29 protein-coding genes and 1 pseudogene are annotated in these 25,318 nt (G+C 64.1%); 14 read left to right on the plus strand and 16 right to left on the minus strand.

The features are described from left to right. The first annotated feature begins 84 nt into the window (after positions 1-84). Positions 85-978 (plus strand): DNA-binding transcriptional regulator HcaR, encoded by an 894-nt coding sequence (hcaR, locus tag PXJ20_RS06280; RefSeq protein ID WP_421029564.1) that lies wholly within the window; start codon positions 85-87, stop codon positions 976-978. A 30-nt stretch (positions 979-1,008) separates the two neighbouring features. Here the strand turns inward: hcaR and PXJ20_RS06285 are convergent, their stop codons facing one another. The 6 genes from PXJ20_RS06285 to PXJ20_RS06310 form a co-directional block, all read right to left on the minus strand. Then, a complete protein-coding gene (locus PXJ20_RS06285; protein WP_421029565.1) occupies positions 1,009-1,884 on the minus strand; it encodes an alpha/beta fold hydrolase in 876 nt (291 codons plus the stop codon). A gap of 98 nt (positions 1,885-1,982) precedes the next feature. Beyond that, positions 1,983-3,014 carry a 4-hydroxy-2-oxovalerate aldolase gene (gene dmpG / locus PXJ20_RS06290; RefSeq protein WP_199539737.1) on the minus strand — a complete coding sequence of 344 codons (1,032 nt, stop codon included), beginning with the start codon at positions 3,012-3,014 and terminating at the stop codon, positions 1,983-1,985. Positions 3,015-3,029: 15 nt separating this feature from the next. Continuing rightward, positions 3,030-3,995 (minus strand): acetaldehyde dehydrogenase (acetylating), encoded by a 966-nt coding sequence (locus tag PXJ20_RS06295; protein ID WP_421029566.1) that lies wholly within the window; start codon positions 3,993-3,995, stop codon positions 3,030-3,032. A 39-nt stretch (positions 3,996-4,034) separates the two neighbouring features. Then, positions 4,035-4,820: a 2-keto-4-pentenoate hydratase gene (mhpD, locus tag PXJ20_RS06300; protein WP_199539735.1), complete on the minus strand. Its 786-nt coding sequence runs from the start codon at positions 4,818-4,820 to the stop codon at positions 4,035-4,037. Between the two features lie 24 nt (positions 4,821-4,844). Continuing rightward, a complete protein-coding gene (locus PXJ20_RS06305) occupies positions 4,845-5,786 on the minus strand; it encodes a 3-carboxyethylcatechol 2,3-dioxygenase (RefSeq protein ID WP_421029567.1) in 942 nt (313 codons plus the stop codon). Continuing rightward, positions 5,786-7,594, minus strand: a complete 1,809-nt coding sequence (locus PXJ20_RS06310; RefSeq protein ID WP_126878385.1) for a bifunctional 3-(3-hydroxy-phenyl)propionate/3-hydroxycinnamic acid hydroxylase — start codon at positions 7,592-7,594, stop codon at positions 5,786-5,788. The genes PXJ20_RS06305 and PXJ20_RS06310 overlap by 1 nt, the downstream gene beginning before the upstream one ends. Before the next feature lie 152 nt (positions 7,595-7,746). Between PXJ20_RS06310 and PXJ20_RS06315 the strand changes: the two genes are divergently transcribed. Next, entirely contained in the window at positions 7,747-8,541 is a 795-nt protein-coding gene (locus PXJ20_RS06315; RefSeq protein ID WP_017776317.1) for a DNA-binding transcriptional regulator, read from the plus strand. Between the two features lie 211 nt (positions 8,542-8,752). Here PXJ20_RS06315 and PXJ20_RS06320 read toward each other — a convergent pair whose 3' ends face one another. Together PXJ20_RS06320 and PXJ20_RS06325 are read right to left on the minus strand one after the other, a co-directional pair. Beyond that, the gene (locus PXJ20_RS06320) at positions 8,753-9,226 is read right to left on the minus strand and encodes a DUF2501 domain-containing protein (protein WP_421029568.1); all 474 of its coding nucleotides are present in this window, start codon (positions 9,224-9,226) and stop codon (positions 8,753-8,755) included. A 90-nt stretch (positions 9,227-9,316) separates the two neighbouring features. Beyond that, positions 9,317-9,469 (minus strand): hypothetical protein, encoded by a 153-nt coding sequence (locus PXJ20_RS06325; protein WP_421029569.1) that lies wholly within the window; start codon positions 9,467-9,469, stop codon positions 9,317-9,319. On the opposite strand from PXJ20_RS06325, the gene PXJ20_RS06330 reads away from it, so the two are divergent. From PXJ20_RS06330 to PXJ20_RS06345, 4 genes are all read left to right on the plus strand, one after another. Continuing rightward, positions 9,468-10,052 carry an RNA polymerase sigma factor gene (locus tag PXJ20_RS06330; RefSeq protein WP_026121761.1) on the plus strand — a complete coding sequence of 195 codons (585 nt, stop codon included), beginning with the start codon at positions 9,468-9,470 and terminating at the stop codon, positions 10,050-10,052. The two genes, PXJ20_RS06325 and PXJ20_RS06330, sit on opposite strands and share 2 nt — an antisense overlap. Positions 10,053-10,064: 12 nt before the next feature. Further along, positions 10,065-10,373: a hypothetical protein gene (locus tag PXJ20_RS06335; RefSeq protein ID WP_026121760.1), complete on the plus strand. Its 309-nt coding sequence runs from the start codon at positions 10,065-10,067 to the stop codon at positions 10,371-10,373. A 1-nt stretch (position 10,374) separates the two neighbouring features. Then, positions 10,375-10,671, plus strand: coding sequence for a 4Fe-4S dicluster domain-containing protein (locus tag PXJ20_RS06340; protein ID WP_199539730.1), 297 nt, complete (start codon positions 10,375-10,377; stop codon positions 10,669-10,671). A gap of 133 nt (positions 10,672-10,804) precedes the next feature. After that, entirely contained in the window at positions 10,805-11,521 is a 717-nt protein-coding gene (locus PXJ20_RS06345) for an O-methyltransferase (RefSeq protein WP_421029570.1), read from the plus strand. A gap of 235 nt (positions 11,522-11,756) precedes the next feature. Here PXJ20_RS06345 and PXJ20_RS06350 read toward each other — a convergent pair whose 3' ends face one another. Both PXJ20_RS06350 and PXJ20_RS06355 read right to left on the minus strand, forming a co-directional pair. Then, positions 11,757-12,140 carry a cupin domain-containing protein gene (locus PXJ20_RS06350; RefSeq protein ID WP_421029571.1) on the minus strand — a complete coding sequence of 128 codons (384 nt, stop codon included), beginning with the start codon at positions 12,138-12,140 and terminating at the stop codon, positions 11,757-11,759. A 2-nt stretch (positions 12,141-12,142) separates the two neighbouring features. Beyond that, entirely contained in the window at positions 12,143-12,733 is a 591-nt protein-coding gene (locus PXJ20_RS06355; RefSeq protein WP_413212160.1) for a LysE family translocator, read from the minus strand. Between the two features lie 101 nt (positions 12,734-12,834). On the opposite strand from PXJ20_RS06355, the gene PXJ20_RS06360 reads away from it, so the two are divergent. Continuing rightward, entirely contained in the window at positions 12,835-13,725 is an 891-nt protein-coding gene (locus PXJ20_RS06360) for a LysR substrate-binding domain-containing protein (RefSeq protein WP_277598115.1), read from the plus strand. Positions 13,726-13,870: 145 nt separating this feature from the next. Here the strand turns inward: PXJ20_RS06360 and PXJ20_RS06365 are convergent, their stop codons facing one another. Next, positions 13,871-16,030 (minus strand): heavy metal translocating P-type ATPase, encoded by a 2,160-nt coding sequence (locus tag PXJ20_RS06365; protein WP_421029572.1) that lies wholly within the window; start codon positions 16,028-16,030, stop codon positions 13,871-13,873. A gap of 60 nt (positions 16,031-16,090) precedes the next feature. Between PXJ20_RS06365 and PXJ20_RS06370 the strand changes: the two are divergent. Next, positions 16,091-16,246 (plus strand): annotated as a pseudogene (locus PXJ20_RS06370) (MerR family DNA-binding transcriptional regulator); the annotation flags it as partial. Here PXJ20_RS06370 and PXJ20_RS06375 read toward each other — a convergent pair. From PXJ20_RS06375 to PXJ20_RS06395, 5 genes are all read right to left on the minus strand, one after another. Next, positions 16,210-17,160: an ornithine cyclodeaminase family protein gene (locus PXJ20_RS06375; RefSeq protein WP_421029573.1), complete on the minus strand. Its 951-nt coding sequence runs from the start codon at positions 17,158-17,160 to the stop codon at positions 16,210-16,212. The pseudogene PXJ20_RS06370 and the gene PXJ20_RS06375 overlap by 37 nt on opposite strands. Positions 17,161-17,277: 117 nt before the next feature. Continuing rightward, complete coding sequence (locus PXJ20_RS06380) at positions 17,278-18,303, minus strand: 2Fe-2S iron-sulfur cluster-binding protein (protein ID WP_421029574.1); 1,026 nt, start codon at positions 18,301-18,303, stop codon at positions 17,278-17,280. Positions 18,304-18,356: 53 nt separating this feature from the next. Beyond that, a complete protein-coding gene (locus PXJ20_RS06385; RefSeq protein WP_413212164.1) occupies positions 18,357-18,836 on the minus strand; it encodes a GlcG/HbpS family heme-binding protein in 480 nt (159 codons plus the stop codon). Between the two features lie 67 nt (positions 18,837-18,903). Next, positions 18,904-20,361, minus strand: coding sequence for an aldehyde dehydrogenase family protein (locus PXJ20_RS06390; protein ID WP_421029575.1), 1,458 nt, complete (start codon positions 20,359-20,361; stop codon positions 18,904-18,906). Positions 20,362-20,448: 87 nt separating this feature from the next. Further along, positions 20,449-21,180, minus strand: a complete 732-nt coding sequence (locus PXJ20_RS06395) for a TenA family transcriptional regulator (RefSeq protein ID WP_017776303.1) — start codon at positions 21,178-21,180, stop codon at positions 20,449-20,451. Between the two features lie 328 nt (positions 21,181-21,508). Here PXJ20_RS06395 and PXJ20_RS06400 point away from each other — a divergent pair, with 328 nt between their 5' ends. The 6 genes from PXJ20_RS06400 (at position 21,509) to PXJ20_RS06425 (ending at position 25,247) form a co-directional block, all read left to right on the plus strand. Further along, positions 21,509-21,814 (plus strand): 2Fe-2S iron-sulfur cluster-binding protein, encoded by a 306-nt coding sequence (locus PXJ20_RS06400; RefSeq protein WP_017776302.1) that lies wholly within the window; start codon positions 21,509-21,511, stop codon positions 21,812-21,814. Beyond that, positions 21,811-22,149: a hypothetical protein gene (locus PXJ20_RS06405; RefSeq protein WP_421029576.1), complete on the plus strand. Its 339-nt coding sequence runs from the start codon at positions 21,811-21,813 to the stop codon at positions 22,147-22,149. The genes PXJ20_RS06400 and PXJ20_RS06405 overlap by 4 nt, the downstream gene beginning before the upstream one ends. Before the next feature lie 45 nt (positions 22,150-22,194). Next, complete coding sequence (locus PXJ20_RS06410) at positions 22,195-22,473, plus strand: 2Fe-2S iron-sulfur cluster-binding protein (RefSeq protein WP_017776300.1); 279 nt, start codon at positions 22,195-22,197, stop codon at positions 22,471-22,473. Continuing rightward, positions 22,467-23,444 (plus strand): alpha/beta hydrolase, encoded by a 978-nt coding sequence (locus PXJ20_RS06415; RefSeq protein ID WP_421029577.1) that lies wholly within the window; start codon positions 22,467-22,469, stop codon positions 23,442-23,444. The genes PXJ20_RS06410 and PXJ20_RS06415 overlap by 7 nt, the downstream gene beginning before the upstream one ends. 23 nt (positions 23,445-23,467) lie before the next feature. After that, positions 23,468-23,689 (plus strand): hypothetical protein, encoded by a 222-nt coding sequence (locus tag PXJ20_RS06420; protein ID WP_421029578.1) that lies wholly within the window; start codon positions 23,468-23,470, stop codon positions 23,687-23,689. A gap of 463 nt (positions 23,690-24,152) precedes the next feature. Beyond that, the gene (locus tag PXJ20_RS06425; protein ID WP_421029579.1) at positions 24,153-25,247 is read left to right on the plus strand and encodes a porin; all 1,095 of its coding nucleotides are present in this window, start codon (positions 24,153-24,155) and stop codon (positions 25,245-25,247) included. Positions 25,248-25,318 lie beyond the last annotated feature (71 nt).

A 25,318-nucleotide genomic window follows, 5' to 3' on the forward strand; every position in this document is an offset into this window, starting at 1 on the left:
ACGCGGTGCATGATCCTTGTTCGCGCCTGCGCTGTGAAATACTTTGTTTGTAGGTTCTGAGACTTTTCGACGATCATTCATCCAATGGAACTCCGACACCTGCGTTACTTCGTTGCCGTCGCGGACGAACTCAATTTCACGCGCGCAGCGCTTCGCCTGAATACGGCACAGCCTTCGCTCAGCCAGCAGATTCGCGATCTCGAAGAGGAAGTGGGTACGCCGCTATTCGTGCGCTCGAAGCGCAAGGTCGAACTGACGGAGGCCGGCAAGGCATTTCTGGAAGAGGCGCGGCTTGCGCTCGCGCAGGTAGAGCACGCTATTGCGCGTGCACGGCAGGTGGGCGAGCAACGCGCGCTCACGGTGACGATCGGTTTCGTGCCCGCTGCCGAGATACGGATCTTTCCGACCGTGTTGCCGAAACTGCGGCTTCAGTTTCCGGAACTGAACGTGGAGTTGCGCAGCCTTCCAACGATGGAGCAGGAAGACGCGCTGCTGCGCGGCGATATCGACATCGCGTTCATGCGTCGACCGGTGCGCACGGCGGCGCTACAGACGGAGACCGTGCTGACGGAGCCGCTCATCGTATTGATGCCGGCGAACCATCCGCTCGCGGCACACGAATGCATCACGCCGGCGATGCTCGACGGCCTGCCGTTCATTCGCACCGACCCCGCCTATGCCGGCCAGCTCTACGACATCGTGCAACGCTACTTCGAGACGCACGGCATACACCCCGAGGTCGTACAGGTCGCAACGAACATCCTGCTCAACCTGAACCTCGTGGGCATGGGGCTCGGCGTTGCGCTGTTGCCCGAGTACGTCACGGCACTCACGGGCGAATCGCTGTGCTGCCGCCCGCTCGCACAGCCCGCGCCCTCCATCGATCTGTTGATGGTTTCGCGCCCGGGGCCGCACTCGCCGCAGATCGAAGCCCTCATCGAGCTGATGCGGCGAGCGTCCTTTCGTCCGGGTGCGTGAGGTGTCGCCTGAAGCGCCCCATGACGTGCGTTAATCCTGCAAAAACTCCAGCACCATGCGGTTGAACTTGTTCGCATGTTCCCACTGGGCCCAGTGACCGCAGCGGTTGAAGATGTGCATCTCCGCGTTCGGCATGCCCCACAGCAAACGCAGGCCGATATCGAACGGCACAAAGCGATCGTCGCGTCCCCAGATGATCAACGCGTGAGCCTTGATTTCCGCCAGGCGCGGACCGTAGTCGCTGAATTGCTTCGGCTGTGCCGCGAGACTCTTGACCCAGTTTTCCAGATGGTCGCGCCGCGCCAGCATGTTTTCCACGCGCAGTTGCAGCAACTCGTCAGTGAGCGCGCTGGCGTCGTAGACGAACACATTCATCATGCGCTTCACGTTTTCGAGCGTCGGCTCGCGGTAGACGTGATTCAGCAGCTTGATGCCTTCGGTTGGCATCGGCACGAACTGGCTCGGGCCGCCTGTGCCTCCGCCCATCAGTACGAGCTTGCCGATACGTTCGGGGTTCGCGAGCGCGAAAGCCGTGGCGCTGTGGCCGCCCATCGAATTGCCCACCACGTGTGCGCGTTCGATACCGAGATGGTCCAGCACGAGTTTGACGATGCGGCCGTTGAAGTCCGAGCGCGATCCGCTGGTATTGAGGAATGCGTCGCTTTTTCCCCAGCCCGGCATGTCGATCAGCAGCACGCGGTAGCCCGCGGCGGCGAACGCATCGATATTGCGGTGGAAGTTCGCCCACCCGGTCGCGCCCGGCCCGGAGCCGTGCAGCATCACGACGGCCTGGCCCGAGGCGGGACCGACGTCGTTGTAGTGGACGTTGAACTCGACCTCGCCGTCGCGAACCTTCGCGAACCGGCTGGAAGAGGCTTCGGTAGAGGCAGATGCGTTGGCACTCATGTGCAAATCCTTCATTTGAATATGCTGCTCGTGCAGCGATAAAACGACCCTAAGCGGCGCAGCGGAAATCCGCGCGCCGCTCGTGTTCATGTCCGTTGTTATGCCTGTGCGGCTTCCTGCTTCTTCAGCAAGTCGAGCGCGACGTCGACGATCATGTCCTCCTGGCCGCCCACCATGCGCCGCTTGCCGAGTTCGACCAGGATGTCCACCGTCTTGAGGCCGTACTTGTTCGCCGCCACCTCCGAGTGACGCAGGAAGCTCGAATACACGCCGGCGTAACCGAGCGCGAGCGTCTCGCGGTCCACACGCACCGGACGGTCCTGCAGCGGGCGCACGATGTCGTCGGCCGCATCCATCAGCGTGTACAGATCGGTGCCGTGGTTCCAGCCCATGCGCTGCGCCGCGGCGATGAACACTTCGAGCGGAGCGTTGCCGGCGCCCGCGCCCATGCCGGCAAGCGATGCATCGATGCGGTCGCAGCCCTCCTCCACCGCGACGATCGAGTTCGCCACACCGAGGCTCAGGTTGTGATGCGCGTGGATGCCGGTTTCGGTTTCCGGCTCGAGCACGGCTTTGACTGCACGGAAGCGGTCGCGCACATCGCTCATGCTCAACGCGCCGCCTGAGTCAACCACGTAGATGCACGTCGCGCCGTAGCGCTCCATCTTCTTCGCTTCCTGCGCGAGATTTTCCGGCGAGGTCATGTGGCTCATCATCAGGAAGCCGACCGTGTCCATGCCGAGTTCGCGCGCGTATTCGATGTGCTGCTTCGAGATGTCCGCTTCGGTGCAATGCGTGGCCACGCGCACCACGCGCGCACCGGCCTCGTACGCGGCCTTGAGGTCGTGCAGCGTACCGATGCCAGGCAGCAGCAGCGTGGCGATCTTCGAATGCGTGACCACGTCGGCCACCGCCTCGATCCATTCAAGATCGCTGTGCGCGCCAAAGCCGTAGTTGAAGCTCGACCCTTGCAGGCCATCGCCGTGCGCCACCTCGATGGAATCCACCTTCGCCTTGTCCAGCGCGCGCGCAATGTCCTGCACGTTCTGGATCGAGTATTGATGACGGATTGCGTGGCTGCCGTCGCGCAGCGTCACGTCGGAGATATAGAGTTTCTTGCTCGTGTTCATGCGTTCCTCGCTCTCTTATTCAGCCACATCAGCGGCCAGGGTGGCGGCCACGTCAGCGTGCGCCATGCGCTCCGCAGTGGCGAGCGCGGCGGAGGTCATGATGTCCAGGTTGCCCGCATACGAGGGCAGGTAGTGCGCCGCGCCTTCCACTTCGATGAAGATCGAGGTCTTCAGGCCGCTGAACTTGCCATGGCCCGGAATGTTGAGCGGCGCGCTCTCGGGAATCACGTCGAACTGCACCTTCTGCTTGAGGCGGTAGCCTGGCACGTAGGCGTTCACGGCTTTCGCCATCTCTTCGACCGAGGCTTCGATGCGCGCCGGGTCCGCCGCTTCCGAAAGCACGTAGACGGTGTCGCGCATCATCACGGGCGGCTCGGCCGGGTTCAGCACGATGATCGCCTTGCCCCGCGCAGCGCGCCCTACCACCTCGATCGCCATCGAGGTTGTTTCGGTGAACTCGTCAATGTTGGCACGCGTGCCGGGCCCCGCCGAGCGGCTGCTGATGGAGGCGACGATCTCCGCGTAATGCACGTGCGCCACGCGCGATACGGCCGCGACCATGGGAATGGTGGCCTGCCCGCCGCAGGTGACCATGTTCACGTTCTTTGCGTCGAGATGCGCGTCGAGGTTGACCACGGGCACGCAGTACGGACCGATCGCAGCAGGCGTGAGGTCGATTACGCGAATATCGGGCTTGTGCTGGCGCAGAAACGCGTCGTTCTTCACGTGCGCGCCGGCGGAGGTTGCGTCGAACACGAAGTCGATGTCGTTGAACACGGGCAGATTGACGAGGCCCTGCACGCCTTCGTGTGTGGTCGCGACGCCAAGACGCGCGGCACGTGCGAGGCCGTCCGAGTTCGGGTCGATGCCGACCATTGCGCCCATCTCCAGATGCTTGCCGTGGCGCATGATCTTGATCATGAGGTCGGTGCCGATGTTGCCCGAGCCGATGATCGCCGCTTTGAGTTTGGCGGAAGCCATGTCGAATTCCTTGACGAAATGAATGTGTCTCGCGGGGAGTTATGCGAAGCTCGCACGCACGCTGCCGAGCCCTTCGATGTGCGCGGTGTAGGTACCCGGCTGGGTCACGGCCACCATCGGCCCCAGCGCGCCGGTGAGCAGCACGTCGCCTGCGCAGAGCGGTGTGCCCAGTTGCGCCATGCGGTCTGCGAGCCAGACGGCCGCGTTGAGCGGATTGCCGAGGCAGGCGCCCCCGTTGCCGCGCGACAGCACTTCGCCGTCGCGCTCGAGCGTCATGCCGGCTGCCACCAGATCGAGGTCGGCAAGCGCCACCGGACGGCTGCCCAGCACGAAGAGCGCGCTCGATGCGTTGTCGGCCACCGTGTCCACAAACCGGATGTCCCAATTGCGAATGCGGCTGTCCACCACTTCGATGGCGGCAAGCGCGTAGGCGGTCGCGTCGATGAGGTCGGCGAACGTATGCTTGCCGGCGGTGAGATCGCGTTTCAGCACGAGAGCGATCTCGGCTTCCACCTTGGGCTGGATCAGGCTCGCAAGCGGCATCGGCTGGTTGTCGCCGTAAGCCATGCTCGCGAACAGCGTGCCGAAATCCGGCTGATCCACGCCAAGCTGTTTTTGCACTGCGAGCGAAGTGAGCCCGATCTTGCGGCCAACAATGCGCTCGCCCGCCGCCACGCGTGCGTCGACATTGGCTTGCTGCACAGCGTAGGCGCTCGCCATGTCGTCGAGCGCGATCTCGCCGCGCACGGGCTCCACGACTTCACGCGTACGCCCTGCTTCACGCAGGCGAACGGCCAGCGCTGTTATGGCGTCCTGATTCAGCATTCCTGATTCTCCTTTCCTGACCGTTCAATTTGCGGGCTGCGCGTGCATCACGGCAAAGCCGGCGATCCACTCCGGAATCGCGCGGTAGAAATCGACGTGTGCTTCATAAGGACCGCAGGCCGCCAGCGCGCCGAACGCGGCCACCCACGTGCGGATCTCGTGCGCCGACCGGCCCCCCTCGCGCGTGATCGCGCTGTTGGTCATGCCGTCCACAGCCAGTAAGTCATCCTTGAGATGTGCGAGGAAGGCCTGATCCCACTCGGGATTGAGCGCACGCATGTTCGGCGCGTCGCCGGCGGAGAACGCCCGGGCTGCGGCCACCGTCCGTTGCTGGCGCTGCGCCCGCGCCTCGGGCGTCGGGTTGCGGCCTGAAATCAGGCGTTGCGCCACTTCGTCGTTCGCGCCGGCAAGTTCGGGCACCGGCGGTTCATGCGAAATTCCGCCCGAGCCGACCAGCAACACGCGTTTGCCGGTGCGCGCCGCAAAGCGGCCCACTGCCTGGCCCAACAGGCGCGAGCGGCGCAGCGTGGCCATGGGCGGCGCAACCGAGTTGATGAACACCGGAATCGAGGGATAGCGGTCGAGACCGCCCGTCAGCACTTCGAGCGCCTGCGCACAGCCGTGATCCACCTGCATGCGGTACGAGAGGGCCACGTCGACATCGTCGGCGAGAACGCTTTCGGCCATCTGCCGTGCGATGTCGGGCGGTACGTCGAGCGCGCCAGCAAGGCTCTTGAAATCGCCCACCGCGGTCGCCGCCGCACCGATACAGAACGGCGGCATCAGGTCATAGAAGAAGCCGTTGTAGTGGTCCGGCGCGAACACGATCACGAGTTCGGGATCGAACCGGCGCACGCGCTCCCGCGCAGCCGCGCCCGCGCGCTCCACTTCGGCCACGACTTCAGGCGCCGGGTCGTAGTAGCCGTGCAGCGGTGTGTGGGACAAACATTCGAGGTGAATCGGCATTACAGGGCTCCAACGGTCTCGCGGACGGCAGTGTGTTGCTTCGGTACAGAGGGCGCGGCGCGCAAGTCGAGCTTGCCGGCCAGTTCGACAATGGCGCGCGACACTTCGTGCGGTGCACACAGGCCGGCGACGAAGCGGTCCGGGCGCAGCAGCACGACAGATGCCGGCTGGGCGCCGAACCAGTCCTTGAGGCGCCCCTGAACGTCGCCGAGTGCCGTCACGCCGGGCGGCACGTCGTTTGTATAGGTCATCTGAACATCGGGTTTCGCGAACACGAAGCGGCCGCCCAGGCGCTCCCAGATGCCGCGCGCTTCGTCGGTCAATCCGAAGGTGGGGTCCGCGCCCCAGGCCAGCACCGTGAAGCCGTTGCCGATGGCATCGTCCAGACGCACGACCTCATTGGCCGGCGTGCGCACGTACGGCTGGATGAACATGCGGCCAACCGGCGACTTCTCGAGCGGATCGCGGCCATAGGCGAGGCGGCCGATCAGCGACGCGCGATTCTGCGACATCAGGTTGAGCAAGCGCCCGAGCGGGCCGTCGCCCGCCCGTTCGAGACGGCGCGCAAGCCAGCCGCCCGTCTGCTTCGGCTCGGGCAGCAGCACCACGCCGCGCTCGTAGCGTGGCATCGGCTTGAAGCGCATCTCCACGAAATAGCGCTTCACGGACGGGAAGATCGATGCGCTTCTGATCAGCACGGCCCGCATCGCCTTGCCGAGCGTCGACAGGGGCGCAACGATGTCGCCGGCCACTTCGGACAGGTGAATCATGGAGCGCGCATGCGCGCGGCGCTCGGCGGTGTAGCTGTCGAGCAGGCCCGGTCCCGCCGTGCCCTTCACCACCATGGCGAGCTTCCAGCCGAGGTTGCTCGCATCGCGCATGCCGCTGTTGTAGCCCTGCCCTTGCCAGACCGGCATGATGTGCGCGGCGTCGCCGGCCAGCAGGATGCGCCCGACGCGAAACGTGCTCGCGAGGCGCGCGTTGTGCGTGTACACGCGCTTGCGGATGTAGTCGACCTTGTCCGGCTCCGCGACGAGCTTGCGCATCAGCTTGGCGAGGTTCTCCGGCTTCGAGAGTTCCTCTTCGGTCTCGTCGGGCATCACCATGAACTCGAAGCGGCGGATGCCGTGCGGCAGCGCCGCGGACACGTACGGCCGCTCGTTGTCGCACACGAGATAGACGTGCGGCGTGCCGACCGGGTCGTTGCGCACGTCCACCACGATCCACTGGTTCGGCTTGGTGCGCCCCTCGAATGGCAGATCGAGACCGCGGCGCACGCTGCTGCCGCCGCCGTCGCAGCCCACCATGTAGGCCGCGCGAATCGTGCGCCGCGCGCCGTTCGAATCTTCTGCTTCGATGGTCACGCCCTGGTCGTTCTGGATGAACGACACGACGCCGTGCCCGAACAGCACGTCGACGTGCGGGAAGCGCTTCAGGCCGTCGTACAGCACGCGATCGGCGAGCGGCTGCAGGAAAGCGTTACGGCGCGACCAGCCGAACTCGTCGGTGCGCGGTTCGATGGAGGCGAAGCACTGGCCGTCGCCGGTGGTAAAGCGCATCCAGTGATCGGGCGTGATGTGCGGCAGCAGCGTCGAGGCGAGCCCGATGGACTGGAACACGCGCAATGCTTCGTCATCCAGACCGATTGCGCGCGGATAGTCGATGATCTGATCGAGCTTCTCGATCACGATCACGCTGACGCCTTGCTGTCCGAGAAGGTTGGCGATCGTGAGTCCGACCGGCCCGGCGCCGATGATGGCGACGTCGGCCGAGAGCGCGCCCGTGCGCGCTCCATTGACTGGGGACATGTCTCTCTCCTGTGTCGACGCGGCATGGGGACTGGCATATGGCGATGCGTCCACGCCGCTTTTGAGGAAAGTCTAAGGAGCGCCCCCGTCGTGCTCAAACAATTGACAAGAATGTGCACTGAATGCACATTACTGTTTTTAAAGGATTTTTCGTGACGAAATACGCCAACGTGCGCGGTCTCGCGCGGGGCCTACAGGTGCTTCGGGCGCTCAACGCGATGGAGGGCGGGCGGGCCACGAGCCAGCAGATCAGCGAAGCGACGGGGCTGCACCGCACGACGGTGCGCCGGCTTCTCGAAACGCTCGTAGACGAAGGCTGCGTGCGTCGCAGCACGTCCGACGACAGTTTCCGGCTTGCGCTCGGCGTTCGTTCGTTAAGCGAAGGATTCACCGACGACGAACGCATCGCAATGGTCGCGCCGCCCATCATGGGGCGGCTGCTGCAGCGCGTGGTCTGGCCGTCCGATCTCACGACGCCGGACGGCGACGCCATGCTGATCCGCGAGACGACGCACCGCTTCAGCCCGCTCTCGTTTCACCGTTCCATGGTGGGACGGCGTCTGCCGATTCTGCTGACGGCCGCAGGCCGCGTGTACTTTTCGACGTGCCCCGACGCCGAACGCGAAGACATGCTCGACCTGCTGCGCTCAGGCGCGGGCGGCGACGCCCAGCGAAGCCTCGCATGCGACGACGCATACATTCGCAACCTCGTGCGTCAAACGCGCGAAGACGGCTTCGGCTCCAATCATGGCGACTGGTCCGAACAAAGGAAGATCGGCGCGCTGGCGGTCGCCGTGGGATCGAATGAACGCGTGCTGGCCAGCCTCAATGTGATCTACCTGTCGAAGGCCATTGCTGCGAAAGAGGCCGTGAAGCGCTTTCTTCCCGCGCTGAAAGAGGCGGCCGGAGAAATCGCGGAGGCGCTTGCGGGGCCTGCCATTGCGTAGCGACGAGCACGCCGGCGGAACGCACCGCGCGAACGGTGCCCACGGTGAAATGGCGGCGAGCGGCACGAGCGGCACGAGTGGCCGTGTGCCGGGCCGAGGCTGCACGGGCAGCGGTCCAACGTAGACACTGGCGAGCGCCGGGACGTCGAGCGTCGCGACGTTGACGCGGTCGACGGCCGTCACGCGGCAATGCAGCGCGCCGGGCTTCGGGTCAAAACATCGACTTGGCCTGCGCCAGCACCCGGTCGCACACCTGCTTCGCGAGCGCCCGTTTCACCCCGTCGCCGCTCAGGTCCAGCGTCTTGCCATTGCCTGCATCGAGCAGGCCGCTCGTGCCGCTCGTGTAGCCGGGACTGGACGAGGGATTTCCGCCAAGCTTGCCCATGAGCGCGTTCTGTATCGACGACGTGCCATTGGCACTCAAGTAGTTGTTCTGGACGCAGTACTGCAGCAGCCCTGCGACATTGCCGAGGCTGCCGGGCATAAGCGACGTGCCGCCGCCGGTCAATCCACCCGCAAGTGAGCCGAGGCCCGATAAACCCGAGCCCGCGCCGGACCCGCTGGCGGCCGCACCGCCCGCCTGATTGAGAAAATTTCCGAGCTGCGCCTGCGCAGTTGACCATGGCAGCGCCACCGCGAGCGAGGCGACCAGGGCGGATCGACAAATGAGCTTCTTTGTGTTCATGGCAGTTCTCCGGACAGGCCGCCGTCGTGCCAGGCGCGGCACGATACGTTGCCTCAACGTCACTATATCCGTGCACTACGGCTGGAAAGGTCAGGGAAGGACGTCTTCCATGGGTTTTCGTCCGCTCATCGCGTCCTCCCGCCCAGTCTCAGTAAATGGGATCACCGCCAGCCCGACGCGTTGCGCGGCACTTTTTTCGCGCTCGCCACAATATTCGCGCGCCTGAAACGTCTTCAGACGCATGGAATCGCCACCCACTTCGCGCCCGATGACCGACCCAGACCGCGACATCACCGCGACCGTGATGCGTGAACGAACAAGGCTCGTCAATTTCATCCGGCGCCGAATACGCGACCCGGACGATGCCGAGGACATCCTGCAGGATGTATTCCACGAATTCGTGCAGGCCTACCGGCTTCCTGCACCGATCGAACAGGCGAGTGCATGGCTTTTCCGTACCGCACGCAACCGCATCGTCGATCGGTTTCGCAAGAAGAAGGAGCAGCCGCTCACCGAGTTGCTCGAAGCCGAAGACGACGACGCCAGCGGCGAGTATCGCCTCGACCTCGCGCTACCGGCGCACGATGCCGGGCCTGAAGCGGTGTACGCACGCGCGCTGTTGCTCAAGGCCTTGCAGGACGCGCTCGACGAGTTGCCGCCGAATCAACGCGAGGTGTTTATCGCGCACGAACTGGAAGGCCGGTCCTTCAAGGACATGGCCGCGCAAAGCGGCGTCACGCTCAATACCCTGCTCGGGCGCAAGCGATACGCAGTCTTGCATCTGCGTGCCCGACTGCAGCCCATTTATGACGAACTGGATCTCTAGAGGAGTCGGCGGATGAATTTTCGAATCAGATGTATGGGTAAAGCGCTGTTCGTGGTGATCGCCATAGGCGTGCTCGGATGGATTGTCATGACGCTGTGGAACTGGGTGATTCCGGCGCTGTTCGTCGGCGCCCGCGCGATCGACTTCGCCCACGCGCTGGGCCTGCTGGTGTTGAGCCGCATTCTGTTCGGCGGATTCCGCGGACACCGTGGCTGGCACGGCCGACGCCATTGGCGCAAATGGGAATCCATGACGCCCGAAGAGCGCGAGCTTTTCCGCACCGCATGGCGCTCGGGCCGCACCCGGCGCACAGGAGAGTGACGTGCGCGAGACATCAACGAGCGGCTGCAAACAGAAGCCGGGCGTAATTGCGCCTGTCGTCGATCTGAAACGTTGCGAAGGCAAGGGCGATTGCGTCGCAGTCTGCCCTGAGAACGTATTTGAGATCCGGCACATCGATAAGGCCGATTACCTCGGCCTCAATGTGATGCATCGCCTCAAGCAGCGGGTGCATGGAATGAAAGTCGCCTACACGCCGAATGCGCACGCCTGCCAGTCGTGCGGCCTCTGTGTAACGGCATGCCCTGAACGCGCAATCACGCTGGTCCGAAGGGCATAGCCTCCCACCGTATTCGCCGGAGACGGAACGACAGCGCAGGACGCCCGACGAAGGGGCCAGTCGCTAGCTACGTAATCGACATCAGCGACATCAGCGCCGCCAGCGCCGTTATCGATCTCGCCAAGGAACGCACATGGTTTCATCCACCGCCCTTCTGCTGCAACGGCTTCACGAACAGAGTCAGACCGAAATGCTGGCGCGCGCACGCGCGCAGTACCCGGGGTCGAACGAGGCATTTCTGACGCTCGCTGAAGAATACGAAGCGCTCGCGCCCCGGTTGCGGGGACGGTTTCTCGAAACGCTCGGGCTGTCCAGCGAAGACTTCGAATCCTCGCAAGGCAGTTCTCTATTGTTGGCCGTGTCGGCGGAGACGGGAAGATTTCTGCGCAACATGGTGCTCTCGCGACAGCCGGCCCGAATCCTCGAACTCGGCAGCTCCTGCGGCGTGTCCACGCTGTATTTCGCCGAGGCCCTGCGCACTTTGGGTCGTGGCGTGGTCGTAGCAACCGAATGTGACGCGCTCAAGTGCGCACATCTGCGCACCCACGTCGAAGCCGCGGCCCTGGACGCTTATGTCGACCTGAGGGAAGGCGACGTCTTCGAGACCGTTGCACGACTGGACGGTACGTTCGACATGGTATTCATCGACGTCTGGGCTGACACCTATCTCAGGCTGTTCAGGCAAATCGAGCATCTGCTGCGCCCGGGATCGATCGTGCTCGCCGACAACATGTACACCGCCGAGGACGCCGTTCGACCGTACAAGCACTACCTCGACAGCGATCCGCGTTTCTCGACCACGACGCTGGACTTCGAATCGGGCATCGAATTTACCGTCGTCGTTTCCTGAGCGGATGTCGTCGATGGAATACGCTGCGGACCAGGCTGACCGTGCACGCCAGTGACCGAAGCCACCTCCCGCGTCTCGGCTTGCCGGCTCTGGCGACTGCATATCGAGCCAGCGAAGATGGTCGGCTCTACGCGCCCCGAAGAGGTCGGATTCGACATCGTCCATCAATGTCCGATAGCGCAATGTCCGATAACGGACAGGACTTCGACATCGCGTAGCGACGAACCGAACGTACTCAGCGCAACTGCTCCTCGATCGTCTTCGTCAACGGCGACGCCACGTCGCCCGTGTGCTTCGTTTGCATCGGTTCGATCAGCACGATCCAGCATTCCTCGTCGGCGACCGGGTTGTGCAGCGTGCCGCGTGGCACCACGTGCATCGAACCGGCAGGCAGATCGACAACGCGCCCTTCTTCGTATTCGATCTTCAGATGGCCGCGCACGACGAAGAAAAGTTCATCCTCGTTCGCGTGGTCGTGCCACACAAGCTGGCCGCGTACTTTCGCGACTTTCACGAATTGGTCGTTGACCTGTGCGACGACTTTCGGCGACCAATATTCCGACACATCGCCGAACGCGGCTTCCAGCGCGAACGACTCGGCAAATGGATGGACTGACACGATCACCTCCAGGTCGGAATGATGGATGAAGCGAGCAGCACGCCCATAACAAGATTGAGAATGCGCCAATGAAGCGGCGTGCGGAAAAGCCGTGCCAGCAGCATGCCAAGCGCACACCACAGGGCGAGCGAGACGCATGCGGCAAGACCAAACGCGGTGCCCAGCAACAGAGCGAGTCGGCTCGGACTGCTTGCGAGCAGCGCAAAAGACGCTGCGGCGCCCACCGTCATGGCCCAACTCTTCGGATTGAGCCATAGCAGCAAGATGCCGCTCATGAGCGTGACCGGCTGCGCGGGGCCGGCGCCGGCGTTGGGCGAACCGCTTCGCGCGATGCGCCACGCGAGCCACAGCAGGTAGGCGGAGCCGATGGCTTTCACGGTGGTCTGCAGCGCAGGTATCGCAAGCAGCAGCTTGCCGAGGCCGAGCGCCGCGACCGCGGCAAGCGAGGCCAGTGCGATCGCGATGCCGAGCATCAGCGGAATCGAACGCGCAAAGCCGAAGCGGCCGCCCGATGCGGTAGCCAGCATGGTGGCGCCGCCCGGCGTGAAAGTCGCGACGGTGACGAACAGGAGAAGCGGCAGGATCGAGCTCATGGGTGCACGTGCGGGTAGTCGTGGCTCGTACTGTACGGATTGCCAACGCATCAGAACAGGCAATAATACTGATGCCATCCATTAAGCCGCATAATGCGTCGATGACCCGAAATCTTGACCTCGATCTGATCCGAACCTTCGTCAGCGTTGCCGACAGCGGCAGCATGACGGTGGCCGCAAATCGGCTGCACCGGACGCAGGGCGCCGTCAGCCAGCAGATCAAACGACTGGAAGACGGGCTCGCGTGCCAGCTGTTCATCCGCAAAGCACGCAAGCTGGAACTGTCGCGCGAGGGCGAACAACTTCTTGCGAAGGCGCGGCAGATGCTGCAGCTCAACGACGACATCTGGGCCGACATGAACGCGCAGTCGCTGCAGGGCGTCCTGCGCGTCGGTGTGCCATACGATCTCGTGACGCCGCTTGCGCCCGCCATGAAAGCATTCGCCGAAGCGCATCCGCGCGTGGAGCTTTCGCTCGTGTGCGCCGCGTCGCCGGAACTCGGCGACGCCGTAACCAGCGGACGCCTCGACCTGTCACTGGTCGAATGTGTCGCGAGTGAAGCCAGGGGAGAAGTGATCCGCATCGAACCGCTGGTGTGGGTGAGCTGCCGCGGCAGTGCAGCTTGGCAAAAGCGGCCGTTGCCGCTTTCGATGGTGGACGAGCGCTGCGCGTTTCGTCCGGTGGTACTCGGCGCGCTTGCGAGCGAGGACATTGCCTGGCGCACGGTGTTCGAGAGCGGGAATATCGAGGCGACCGCTGCAACGGTGCGTGCCGGCCTTGCGATCACGGCGTGGCTCGCCTCGACGGTCCCCCCCGACCTCGAAACGATCCAGCCACATGCGGCCGGTTTGCCTGCACTTCCGGCGTTCGCGATCTGTCTGCGGTTGCCCTCGACGGCGCAGCCGTCGGCGCTGGCGTTCGCGCGCTACGTACGCGAATCGATGTCGAACAATGCAGGCGCCCCACACTCGCGGCTCGAGAAAATCGCGTGATGCAGGACGCGATGGGCGCGCCTGGATGGCGAATAGCCGGCTCACCCTGTCGTTGAAGGTGCAGCTTTCGTTGTGCGTTGTGATGAGGCAGATAGCGGTCTCGAACTCGAGGGTGCGCAGCGCGGCGAGCCGGAGATCGCCATCGTCACGCCGCAACTGCGCTCCGGCGGAGCAGCCGCAAGGCATTCGCGGTCACGAGCACCGTCGCGCCGGTGTCGGCGAGAATGGCCATCCACAGTGACGTCACGCCAAGCAGCGTCGTGCAGAGGAACACGGCCTTCAGTCCCAGCGCAAGCCCGACGTTCTGCCAGATGTTGGCCAGCGTCGCTTTGGCCCCGGCGAGCAGTTCGACTACCCCCATCATCTCGTCGCGCAGCAACGCAGCTTCCGCCGTTTCGAGCGCGATCTCGGTGCCGCCACCCATCGCGATGCCGACCGACGCTGCAGCGAGCGCAGGCGCGTCGTTGATGCCGTCGCCGACCATCGCGACCGCGCCACGCTCGCGCAGCAGCGCGATCTCCGCGAGTTTCGCGTCGGGAAGCAATTCCGCAACCGACCGCACGCCGAGCACACCAGAGATCGCGTCCGCCGTGCGGCGGTTGTCGCCCGTCAGCATCACGGTGTCTACGCCCATCCGGTGCAATGTCTCGACTGCGCGCTTGGCATCGCTGCGCGGTTCGTCGCGCAGCGCGATCAGCCCCAGCACGCGTTTGCCCTCCAGTACGACGACGACCGTCTTGCCGTGCTGTTCGAGCGCCTGCATTTGTGCGGCGACAGCATCGTCAAGGGCGGCCTGTTCGGCGGCGTAACGCGGCGAGCCGACGGACACGAAGCCGGTCTTCAGACGCGCCGTAATCGCCTTGCCCGGCACGGTCAGTGCAGCGCCAAAACTCGCCGGCAGTTCGAGCCTGCGTTCGCACGCGGCCGCGACGATGGCCGCGCCCAGCGGATGGCTCGCCTTGCGCTCGACGGCGGCTGCCTTCGCGAGCAGTTCGTCCGGCGTGGCCGCCAGCGCGACGACGTCGGTCACCTCCGGGCGGCCTGCGGTCAGCGTACCGGTCTTGTCGAACGCGACCGTCCGGATGCGTCCGAGCGTTTCGAGCGCCGCACCGCCCTTCACGAGGATGCCGCGCCGCGCGAGTGCGGCGAGGCCCGACGCGATCGCCGCCGGCGTCGAGATGACCAGCGCGCACGGACACGCGATCAGCAGCGTCGCGAGGCCGCGGTAGATCCACGTTTGCCATGCCCCGTCGAGCGCGAGCGGCGGCACGATGGCGACCAGCAACGCGATCGCCATCGCCGCTGGCGTATATCGTCGGCTGAAGCGGTCGATCAGCCGCGCGGTGGGCGCCTTCGATTCCTGCGCGACCTCCACGCTATGCACGATCCGCGCGATGGTGTTATCGGCGGCCGCGCGTTGCACGTCGATGCGCAACTCGCCGTTGATGCTCACGCTGCCCGCATACACGGCAGCGCCCGCCGCCTTCGCGACCGGCACAGACTCGCCGGTGACCGGCGATTGGTCGACGTCCGCCGCACCGTCGACCACGTTGCCGTCGGCCGGGATGCGATCGCCAGGACGTACGACGACGACGTCGCCAATCGCGAGCCGACCGACCGGCACTCGTTCCAGGGTGCCGGCGCGCTCGCGCAGCGCATCGCGAGGCACGAGGGCCACGAGTGCCTCGATGCCGGCACGCGCCTTGCTGGCCGCCACGCCTTCGAGCATTTCGCCCACCGCGAACAGGAAAATCACGGCCGCGGCTTCCTGTGCCGCACCGATCAACAACGCGCCCAGCGCGGCGACCGACATCAGCGTCTCTATGCTGAACGGCGTACCGGACACCATGCCGGCATACGCGCGCCGCACGAACGGCGCCATCGCGACGACAGCCGCGACCGTCCATGCCCACCGCGCGACGGTCGGCGTGAGGTGCGCCGTCCATGCCGCGGCAATGAACAGTACGCCGATAGCGGCAACAAGCCTGGCCTTGCGCGTGCGCCACCAGGGCGAACGGCCGGATCCACTGGAGCGCCCGGCGCCAGCGGGCTCGCCTCCGCGACCGCCGACTGGCGTAAAGCCGAGTGTGCGAACCACGTTCTCGATCGCGGCAATTGACGTACGGCCCTCTTCGAACTTCAGGCTCAGGCTTTCCTGACCGAAGCTGACACTGATGTCAGACACGCCGGGCAGCCGTTTCATCGCGTTCTCGATCTTCAGCGCGCACGACGCGCAGTCCATGCCTTCAATCCGCAGTTTCAGCGCAAGAGGAGCGTTCACCGTTTCGACCTCGACAGTTTTCATCACGGCAGTTTTCATCACGGTCACTACGATAGACCCTGTCGTCACTCCAGGGGCAAGGGCATGCCACACGAGCCGCCGGCGATCGAACAACTCGCGCGTGCGACGGGCACGAAGGTCGAAACTATCCGCTTCTACGAAAAGACAAGGCTGCTGCCGGCGCCCGCCCGAACCGAAGGGAATTACCGCGCGTATACGAGCGAGCACCCCGGCCGTCTGAGATGCTTCTCCCACGCGATGCCGGCGAGAACGATGTCCTGCAACCCGATGCCCACCGCCTTGTAGACGATCACGTCGTCGTCCTGTACGCGGCCCTTCGCGTTTCCCACCAGGACGTCACCAAGCTCGACGGTGTCCGCCCATCGGAACGTTCCGGGCTGCGCGAGCAGAAGATCGCCCGCCTCCTCACGCGCCTGCTGCCGCAACTCGACCACGATCCGTGACGCCCGCGCGATCAGCGCGTCGTCGAGTTCACGCGTCGTGGGCAGGCTGGAACCGATGGCCGCCACGACCGTGCCCGGCGCCACGGTCGTGCCGTCGAACAGCGCGCCCGTGGCGCGGGTCGCCGTCACGATAACGTCTGCACCACGAACCGCGTCCGCAGCGTCGCACACCACGGCCTCCACGCCTCGCGACGCGCCCGCGGCTTCGACCTGCGCCGCCAGTTCGTGCATCGCCTCCAGACCGACAATGCGAAATGATCGGAGCCCCGTATGCCCGGCCAGCGCCAGCGCATGCGCCCTGCCCTGCACGCCGGTGCCGAAAATGGCCGCCGTCTTTGCGTGCTTTGCCGCCAGCGCGCGCACCGCCAAAACCGTCGTCGCAGCCGTACGGATACGCGTGATCGTGTTGGCGTCCAGCGTGGCGAGAAGGCGGCCGTCGACGGTGGAAAACAGCACGATCGAAAAATTGAAGCGCCCGCCAATGGTCGAATAGACCTTCGCGCCGGCAACACCCTGCTCAGGCAGCACGGCCCCCAACGTCGAGAGCTTCACGCCGCCCGCCTCCGTACGTATGCGCTGCTGGACGGCCGCGCGGCCGTTCGCCAGATCGCGGAATCCCCGTTCGAGCGCCGGGATGGCGTCGTCGATATCGATCAGTTCGTCGATCTGCGCATCCGTAAAATGAATCATGGAATCGCCCTTTCTCAACCAGAATAGGAATGCCGGAAAAATGCAGTCCACCCACCACTGCATGGTGGATTGGGCCCGGCACGACGAACACGCGCCCTGCCGGGCCATAAGCAACGCTCACAGGCTGCTGTTTGCCAGCGCTTTTGCGTCGTGCTGAAAAGTGAAGCTGTCTGCGTAGAGGTGATCGATGCTCGCGCCTTTCTCCAGGAAATGCCGCCGCGCGTCGTCGATCATGGCGGGGGACCCGCACAGATAGATCGAGTATTCGGAGAGGTCCGCGAAGTCTTCGCACACCGCGTGCTGCACGTAGCCCCGTCTTCGGGTCCATCCCGCGCCCGGGCGCGAAAGCACCGGCACATACTCGAACTCGTAGAGACGCGCGCCCCATTGCTGGATCTCATCGTGCAAATACAGATCCGCTTCGCTGCGCGCCCCCCAGTAGAGCCATACCGGCGGGCAGTCGGGATCGTCCATGAGCGATTCGAGAATGGCCTTGACCGGCGCCAGCCCGGTCCCGGTCACGACCATCAGCAGCGGACGATAGTCCTCCGCGTGGAAATGGAAACTGCCCAGTGGCAGCTCGACAGCGAGGCGATCCCCCGGTTTCAGCGACGACAGCCCATCATCGGTGAACCGGCCGCCCGGCACCCGCTTGATATGGAAATCCAGTACAGGCAAACCGGCGAACGAGGCCATCGAAAAACTCCGGCGTTCGCCATCGCCCAGCAGCACGTTCATGTACTGTCCGGGATTGAATTTCAGGTCCACCTGCTCCGGCAGCGCAATTGCGAGGCGCCGGACATCCGGCCCGAGCGGGCTAATGTCGACGACGCGGGACTCGATCCGCATCGGCGCCGACACATCTGCACCCGCCTGTGCAGCAGCGATCACCATGTTGCTGCGCGCACGTGCCTGGCAGGCGAGCACGAAACCCGCATCGGCCTCCTCCTGCGAGAGGCCGAACGGAAATTCGTCGTACTCGTGCGCGCCACTCACCACCTTCACACGGCACGTCCCGCATCCGCCCAACTGGCAATCGTGAGGAATCGCGACTCCCGCCGTGGTCGCGGCCTTGAGCAGCGACTCGTCGGCGCGGGCCTCAAATCGCTCGCCGGTTCCCGCCATTTCTATCTGATAGACCATATCGCATCTCTAACGAAACAATGGACCGGCCTGCTACCAGGCGGCGGGCAGCGTCACTTCTTGATGTCGGCTTCCACGACGACGCGATGACCGCTCGCGCCAAGCAGGTCGTGCAGCGCCTGCAGCGCCGCCACGGCGCACTGCGTGTCTTGCTCGCCGTTGCCGCCGCTGAGTCCGACGCCGCCAATCACCTGATCGTCGACGACGATCGGAAAGCCGCCGACGAAGGCGGCAAAGCGCCCCTCGAAGCTCAGTTGAATGCCGAACGCTTCGTTGCCCGGCAACGCGGGACCATTGGGCGCCTTCGTGAACAGATGCGTGGAGCGCTTGTGGCCCGCCGCGGTGAACGCCTTGTTCCATGCGATCTGCGGCCCGGTGATGCGTGCGTCGTCCATCCGTTCCAGCACGAGCGGATAGCCGCCGTTGTCGACGATGCAGACCGACTCCGGCACGTTGATGGCCTGCGCTCGCTCCAGCGCGGCCCAGGCCATCACACGCGCCTCGGCCAGTTCAAGTTTGAGAGAACTCTTCATGATGCGTTTCCGATTGAATGGGATGTCGTTGTCGCGAACCGCGCGCAACGGTTGGCACATGTTCGCGTTACAGGCCGCGGTAGACCGTCTTGATCTGCGTGTAGAACTCGAGCCCTGCGCGGCCCGATTCACGGAACGTCGAAGTGCTGGAGCGCTTCAACCCACCGAACGGCGCATTGATCACGTTGCCGGTCGTCGTGCGGTTGATCTTGACGGTGCCCGCCTCGATGTCGTCGGCGAACCGGTGCATATAGCGCGGATTCGACGTGGCAATGGCGGCTGACAAACCATATTCGGTGTCGTTCGCCCTGGCGATCGCGTCGTCGTAACTCGTCACGGCAACGATGGCGAGCACGGGCCCGAAGATTTCCTCGCGATAGATGCGCGCGCTTTCCGGAACGTCCGTGAATACCGCGGGCGTCACGTAATAGCCATGCTCGAAGCCATCGGTCGTCAGTCGATCCCCGCCGATCAAGTGCGTCGACTGCGCCTTGCCCGATGCTACGTAGTCGAGCACCGTGTCGAGCTGGCTGCGATTCGCCAGTGGACCGAGGTCCATGCCCGGCGTGACGCCGCTGCCGATCTTGAGGCTCTTGACCCGGGCCACCAGCTTTTCCGTGAATGCGCGGCGCACCGCCTCCATCACGAGGAGCCGGCTCGTGCCCGTGCAGGCCTGCCCGCTCAGCGACAGCCCGCCCTTGATCGCGAGATCCACCGCGCGGTCGAGATCCGCGTCCTCCATGACGATCAGCGGATTCTTCCCGCCCAGTTCCATCTGCGTGCGCGTCGTCATCGGCACCGACCGATGAATGTGCTCGCCCGCCGAAGTCGACCCCGTAAACGAGATCGCCCGCACGGCCGGCGATTCGGTGATCGCCGCGCCGATGTCCGACGCGCGCCCCGTGACGTAATTGAGCACACCGGCGGGAATGCCGGCCTGCGCGAACGCCTCCGCGAGCCGGTAGCCGATGAGCGGCGCGTCCGACGACGGCTTGAAAATCACCGTGTTCCCGGCCATCAACGCCGGGGCAATCTTGCGCGCCGGAATCGAGATCGGAAAATTCCACGGCGTGATGACGGTGACCACGCCGAGCGGCTCGCGTTGTGTGAACACCTGCTGGTCGGGATCGTCGCCCGGAAACGTCTCACCGGTGAACGTCTGTGCTTCGACCGCGTAGAAACGCAGTACCTGAGCCGACCGGAGTATTTCATCCCGGCTCTGCGCGAGCGGCTTGCCTTCTTCGCGCGTCAACTCCGCGGCAAATGCATCCGCACGGGCCTCGAGCCAGTCGGCCGCCTTGTTGACGATTCGGGCCCGCGCGAAGACCGGCGTGCGGCGCCACTGGCCGAATGCAGCCGACGCCGCGTGGATCGCCGCCCGTGCATCCGCTGTCACTGACGACTGGAAATGACCGACGACGTCGCGGGTATCGGCGGGATTGATATTCGCGAAAGTCTTCCCGCTGACGCTGTCGGTCCACTCCCCCGCGATCAGGTTCTTGAATACGGTTGCGGATTCGCTCATCACACCACTTCCCTTTTTATGCGGCGCTCACCTGGCCGCCGCTACACGAACAGAACGGCCGGGCCGTAACGCCCGACCCGGACGGACTCAGGCGGCGAGCCCCAGTTCCGGCAGCGGAATTTCCTTTTCGACATAGTCGTAATAGAGCGCCGTCGTATAGAGCAGGCGCATCTGCGCGCCGATTTCGCAGATCTTCAGACAGCGTTGCTGAAGATCCGGCGTAGTCGCGTTTTCGAGCACGATCTGGTAGCCGCGCTCGCCGTGGATCTCGTCAGACACGATATGCAGGTCGAAGAACTCGACCTCTTCGTCCGTGAACTTGTACTTTTCCCGCAGCGTCGGCGTCTGTTTGCGATAGATCGAGGGCACCTGCGATTCGAGCCCGACCACGAGCGCGGCGACGGCGACGACGGGATCCTCGCGCATGGCCACCGAGTAGCACCAGGCCTGCAGGCCGCGCGTGGTCGGCGACATGTTGTCCGGGTCGATCACACGCTCGCGCGTCGTGCCGCACGCTTCGGCAAAACGGATGAGCAGGTCGGTATGACGGTCGCCGCCGATCTCCTCCTCGTACATGTTGGCCAGCAGGAAGTCCTTCGCCTCGGTCATATGGTCGGGCGTGCGGGCGTACAGGTAACCGAGGTAGTCGGCGAACGGGCCGACATAGTGGTAGTGATTCTCGGCCCAGCGGGCGAGGTGCGCGCGGCTGAGCTTGCCGCTCGCCCACGCAACGCTGAACGGTGCCTTGTTGGCGCTCTTGCCCTTGATGGCTTCTTCAAGCGCCTTGCGGAATTCGTCTCGATTCATCAATTCGGCCATCTCTTTGCTCCTTATCCTGGTGGGAACGACGTCTGCCGAACGCGACCTCGCGGCTCGAACAGCAGACAGCGGGGATAGAATAGATGAATAAAAGAATACTGTATACTTTAAAGTTGAGATGCGCAGGTGAGCAGTATTTCATTCAGGTGCCGAAGCGCCGGTGATAAAGGCTTATCACCCAAACCACCGAAGAGATGACGCGGTTGCCCATATCGGCCATCTTGAGTGATTTGAACAAAGTATACAATGTTCCATTGGGTTGATACAATTCGCCGCAAGACTGGTCGACGCCAGATCGCACCCCATCCGACGCAGAGGAAGGACGGTAATGCCGATGGTCACATTTCACCGGGACGGACAGACCTACCGGGACGAAGTCAAGGAACACACCAATCTGGTGGTTCGCGCCGGAATCAAGCAGTTCCCCTACCCGCATCTTCGTTACGAGTGCGGCATGGGAAAGTGCTCCCGATGCGCGTGTGTCGTCCATGCCGGCGGCGAACATCTTCCGCCGCCCAACTGGAAGGAAAGGAAACAGCTCGGCGAGCGGTTGGAGCAGGGCTACCGTCTCGCCTGCCAGCTGTGGATCGAGCACGACATCGAGCTCGAACAAACCGACCGGGAGACGACGTGAACGGCACGGCAATCAGTCCCGTCGCCTACGTGATTCTCACCAGCAAGCCGGGGCAGTACCGGACCGAAGCCATCGGCAAACTGGCGCCCGCGGAGGCATGGGACTACCTGTATTGCGAGCGCCATCTCGCGACATTCGTGATCGCGGCGGTGTACGGCGAGGCCAGAATCCGCATCGTCGATGAGTCGGGCGACGCGACGGTCAACGACATGCCGATCCGGTTCCTCGAAAAATTCTCCAACCGCGACACCGCGTTCGGCGCCCTCCAGGTACTGGTCGGCACGCGCAATTCCAATGCACGGCTGGTGCGGCGAACCGATGTGTCCGCCGCGTGACGTTTTCGTTTCGATCCCGCCACGTGAACAGAACAGGCTTTCTGCATGATCCAGATTACTTTCCTCAGCAACGACAACAAGTGCGTGAGCGCTCCGCCCAACAGCAATCTGCTTCGCGTTTCCCTGCGCGAAAAAGGCGGAATCCCTTTCAAGTGCGGCGGCGGCCTTTGCGGGACGTGCAAGTGCAAGGTCGAACGGGGTCTTGAAAATACCGACGCCGTGAAGGACAAGGAAAGACGGCACCTGAGCACGGCCGAAATCGCGGCAGGCTACCGCATGGCCTGCCAGACATTCGTGAACGGGGATGTGTGCATATCATGGTGACCCGACGATCGACCCTCGAGCCGCTGGGCTCCCTGCCCGACGACCAGCGCCGCCTGCTGCTGGACATCGGCCCACGCTGGGGACACGACATCCTCGGCCATCGCCAGACCGTCATTCAATGCTATACGCCGCTCGTTGCGGCTGCGCCCAGGGACGGCATCGTGGTCGAACGCGACGTGCGCTACGGCCCCCACGAGCGACACACGCTCGATACGTTTCTGCCGGCCGCCCGTCACGCGGAAAGCGGCCGCCGCACCGACGATGGAAAGCTGGACGCAGTGGTATTCGTGCATGGCGGCGCGTTTGTTCGGGGCAACAAAAGCGTCAACGGCGAGATATACGACAACGTCTGCTACTGGTTCGCATCGCAGGGGCTTGCCGCGATCAACGTCGAATACAGGCTCGCCGACGCAGCGCCTTACCCCGGAGGAGCGCAGGACGTGGCCGACGCGCTGGCCTACGTTCATCGGCATGCCGCCAAGCTGAACATCGATCCGGACCGGGTCTTCGTTATCGGCCATTCGGCAGGCGGCGCCCACGCCGCAACCTGCCTGTTCGACCCGGCCGTCACGGACAAAACTCCGCCGCCGCCCGTCGCCGGCCTCGTGCTGATCAGCGCGCGGCTGGTCGCAGACACCCGCCCGGGCAATCCGAACGCGAAACCCGTGCGCGCCTATTTCGGCGACGACGAGACGCGCTACCACGAGCGCTCGCCGCTCACGCACGTCGCGCGATCCACCGTCCCGCTGATGATCGCGGTGGCCGAATTCGAGAACCCGTATCTCGACGAGTATGGCGTGCAGTTCTTTCTGGAAGCGCTACGCCATCGGGGCGTCCCGCCACGCCTGATTCAATTGCGGGGGCACAACCATACGTCGATCGTCGCGCATTTCAATTCCGGCGAAGAATACCTCGGGCGGGAGATCCTGCATTTCATTGGCAACGCGGGAAACCCCGCCATCGCCGTATAGCGGCACTCCCGTGGTTGACGCGTATGACTGCGGCCCGTTTGCAGCCCGTTTGCAGCCCGTTCGCAGCAGGCCTGCGCGATCGGCGGTTCAGCGGTTTGACGACGCACGGCGTCGCCGGCGATGGTGACGGCGGCCGGATCGAGATCGGCGAAAACCATTCGATGCGCGCCCGCGCTTTGCCGAGCTTCGTGATCGTGCGGCATGAGAAATCCATGTCTCAGGATTCCAGCAAAAATCGCCATTGATTTTCGAGCACGGCAAACCGTCAGCGCAGGGCCGCCAGAAAACCGCTGACTGCTGGCGCACCAGCAACGGAAGCGACTACGCAAAGGGAACGGCCACGTGGGCGAACGCGCTCGCCCGAGCCCCGACGTAACCAGCGTCGACGCGCCAAAGTTTATGGCGCCTCTCACGGTATACGATGTACTTAAAAACCGATCGACGCTGAAAAGATCCGGGCTTGCCTTCTTACACCGGTCATTCCGTCGTCCCTGCTGACTCGCGCTGCTTTTATGGACAGTGCCCGCCAGCGCGCCGTTCCGACGCACGCCAAAACAATTTCCGCAATCCGCTCGACTGCTACCAGGGGTACACCCGAATCAAAATTTGCGTTCGGCTTTTTTGTATACGACATACTTTGTACAGAATTTCCTCTTGGCGATTCCCATTCCCGAGCTTCATGCACCCACTCTCAAGACAGGAATATCGATGAACAAGACGCTCTGTACCGCTGCCGTACTTTCGTGCACCGCCGCCGCCGCGCATGCACAGGGAAGTGTCACGTTATATGGTCTGATTGACGCCTCGATTCAGTACACAACCAACCAGGGAGGCGGGAAAACATGGGCAATGAGCAGCGGCACGACGCGCGGCAGCCGTTTCGGGCTGCTCGGCAGGGAAGACCTGGGCGGCGGAACGCAGGCAATTTTCCGGCTCGAGAACGGCTTTGACGTCACGGACGGATCGCTCGGCCAGGGTGGCCTGATGTTCGGCCGTCAGGCCTACGTCGGAATCCAGAACGACCGCTGGGGTGCGTTGACCTTCGGCCGTCAATACGAATCGATGGTGGATTACGTTGCTCATCTCACCGCCGCGGACTGGTCCGTCTACATGGAGCATCCGGGCGACATGGATCTCACGAACCGCGGCGTACGCGTCGACAATTCCGTGAAATACACGAAAACCTACGGGGCATTCACCGGCAGCGCGCTGTACAGCTTCGGCGGCCAGGCCGGAAGCTTCGGCAAGGACAGCATGTGGAGCATCGGCGGCAGCTACGACGACGGTCCGTTATATGTCGGCTTCGGCATGACCTACGCGCGGCAGCCCGGAGACCGGTCGGCCGGGACGTTCTGGAAAGCCACGAACTCCGCCATCGGCCAGTTCGTGACGGTCGCGCATTCGTTCCTGACGGTCGGCGGCGGCGCGGCCTACCGGTTCGGCCCGGTCAAGCTGGGCGGCGACATCACGAGCACGACCTACAAGGCCGGCTTCGAAGGCCAGAACGTCAACTTCATGAACTACGAGGTCAACGGCGTCTACTTCTTTACCCCGGCGCTCTCCGCCGGACTCGGCGTCACGTATACCGATGGCAAGATCGACGCCAACGATGGCGACCCCCGCTACCTCCAGTACAACGCGACGGCGACCTACAGTCTGTCAAAGCGTACGGATCTCTATGCGTTCGCCACGTTCCAGCGCGCGATGGGCGATGCCGCGGTCGCCCAGGTCACGCAGTTCATCGAACCGTCGAGCAACCAGAAACAGGCCTCGATAGGCGTCGGTCTGCGGCACAGCTTCTAACGGTATAGCGGCACCGAAGTGCGTCCGACGGTCCTCGAAAGAGGCCGCCCCACAAAACCACGTTGTCTGCA

The sequence above is a fragment of the Paraburkholderia sp. A1RI_3L genome, from assembly GCF_048957895.1.
In the GTDB taxonomy this organism is placed as follows: Bacteria; Pseudomonadota; Gammaproteobacteria; order Burkholderiales; family Burkholderiaceae; genus Paraburkholderia; species Paraburkholderia kururiensis.

Excerpts from the sequence above, each read along its gene's own strand:
- hcaR (WP_421029564.1), top strand. The coding sequence starts at position 85 with ATGGAACTCCGACACCTGCGTTACTTCGTTGCCGTCGCGGACGAACTC.
- PXJ20_RS06285 (WP_421029565.1), bottom strand. The coding sequence starts at position 1,884 with ATGAGTGCCAACGCATCTGCCTCTACCGAAGCCTCTTCCAGCCGGTTC.
- dmpG (WP_199539737.1), bottom strand. The coding sequence starts at position 3,014 with ATGAACACGAGCAAGAAACTCTATATCTCCGACGTGACGCTGCGCGAC.
- PXJ20_RS06295 (WP_421029566.1), bottom strand. The coding sequence starts at position 3,995 with ATGGCTTCCGCCAAACTCAAAGCGGCGATCATCGGCTCGGGCAACATC.
- mhpD (WP_199539735.1), bottom strand. The coding sequence starts at position 4,820 with ATGCTGAATCAGGACGCCATAACAGCGCTGGCCGTTCGCCTGCGTGAA.
- PXJ20_RS06305 (WP_421029567.1), bottom strand. The coding sequence starts at position 5,786 with ATGCCGATTCACCTCGAATGTTTGTCCCACACACCGCTGCACGGCTAC.
- PXJ20_RS06310 (WP_126878385.1), bottom strand. The coding sequence starts at position 7,594 with ATGTCCCCAGTCAATGGAGCGCGCACGGGCGCGCTCTCGGCCGACGTC.
- PXJ20_RS06320 (WP_421029568.1), bottom strand. The coding sequence starts at position 9,226 with ATGAACACAAAGAAGCTCATTTGTCGATCCGCCCTGGTCGCCTCGCTC.
- PXJ20_RS06330 (WP_026121761.1), top strand. The coding sequence starts at position 9,468 with ATGGAATCGCCACCCACTTCGCGCCCGATGACCGACCCAGACCGCGAC.
- PXJ20_RS06325 (WP_421029569.1), bottom strand. The coding sequence starts at position 9,469 with ATGCGTCTGAAGACGTTTCAGGCGCGCGAATATTGTGGCGAGCGCGAA.
- PXJ20_RS06335 (WP_026121760.1), top strand. The coding sequence starts at position 10,065 with ATGAATTTTCGAATCAGATGTATGGGTAAAGCGCTGTTCGTGGTGATC.
- PXJ20_RS06345 (WP_421029570.1), top strand. The coding sequence starts at position 10,805 with ATGGTTTCATCCACCGCCCTTCTGCTGCAACGGCTTCACGAACAGAGT.
- PXJ20_RS06355 (WP_413212160.1), bottom strand. The coding sequence starts at position 12,733 with ATGAGCTCGATCCTGCCGCTTCTCCTGTTCGTCACCGTCGCGACTTTC.
- PXJ20_RS06360 (WP_277598115.1), top strand. The coding sequence starts at position 12,835 with ATGACCCGAAATCTTGACCTCGATCTGATCCGAACCTTCGTCAGCGTT.
- PXJ20_RS06365 (WP_421029572.1), bottom strand. The coding sequence starts at position 16,030 with ATGAAAACTGTCGAGGTCGAAACGGTGAACGCTCCTCTTGCGCTGAAA.
- PXJ20_RS06375 (WP_421029573.1), bottom strand. The coding sequence starts at position 17,160 with ATGATTCATTTTACGGATGCGCAGATCGACGAACTGATCGATATCGAC.
- PXJ20_RS06380 (WP_421029574.1), bottom strand. The coding sequence starts at position 18,303 with ATGGTCTATCAGATAGAAATGGCGGGAACCGGCGAGCGATTTGAGGCC.
- PXJ20_RS06385 (WP_413212164.1), bottom strand. The coding sequence starts at position 18,836 with ATGAAGAGTTCTCTCAAACTTGAACTGGCCGAGGCGCGTGTGATGGCC.
- PXJ20_RS06390 (WP_421029575.1), bottom strand. The coding sequence starts at position 20,361 with ATGAGCGAATCCGCAACCGTATTCAAGAACCTGATCGCGGGGGAGTGG.
- PXJ20_RS06395 (WP_017776303.1), bottom strand. The coding sequence starts at position 21,180 with ATGGCCGAATTGATGAATCGAGACGAATTCCGCAAGGCGCTTGAAGAA.
- PXJ20_RS06400 (WP_017776302.1), top strand. The coding sequence starts at position 21,509 with ATGCCGATGGTCACATTTCACCGGGACGGACAGACCTACCGGGACGAA.
- PXJ20_RS06410 (WP_017776300.1), top strand. The coding sequence starts at position 22,195 with ATGATCCAGATTACTTTCCTCAGCAACGACAACAAGTGCGTGAGCGCT.
- PXJ20_RS06415 (WP_421029577.1), top strand. The coding sequence starts at position 22,467 with ATGGTGACCCGACGATCGACCCTCGAGCCGCTGGGCTCCCTGCCCGAC.
- PXJ20_RS06420 (WP_421029578.1), top strand. The coding sequence starts at position 23,468 with ATGACTGCGGCCCGTTTGCAGCCCGTTTGCAGCCCGTTCGCAGCAGGC.
- PXJ20_RS06425 (WP_421029579.1), top strand. The coding sequence starts at position 24,153 with ATGAACAAGACGCTCTGTACCGCTGCCGTACTTTCGTGCACCGCCGCC.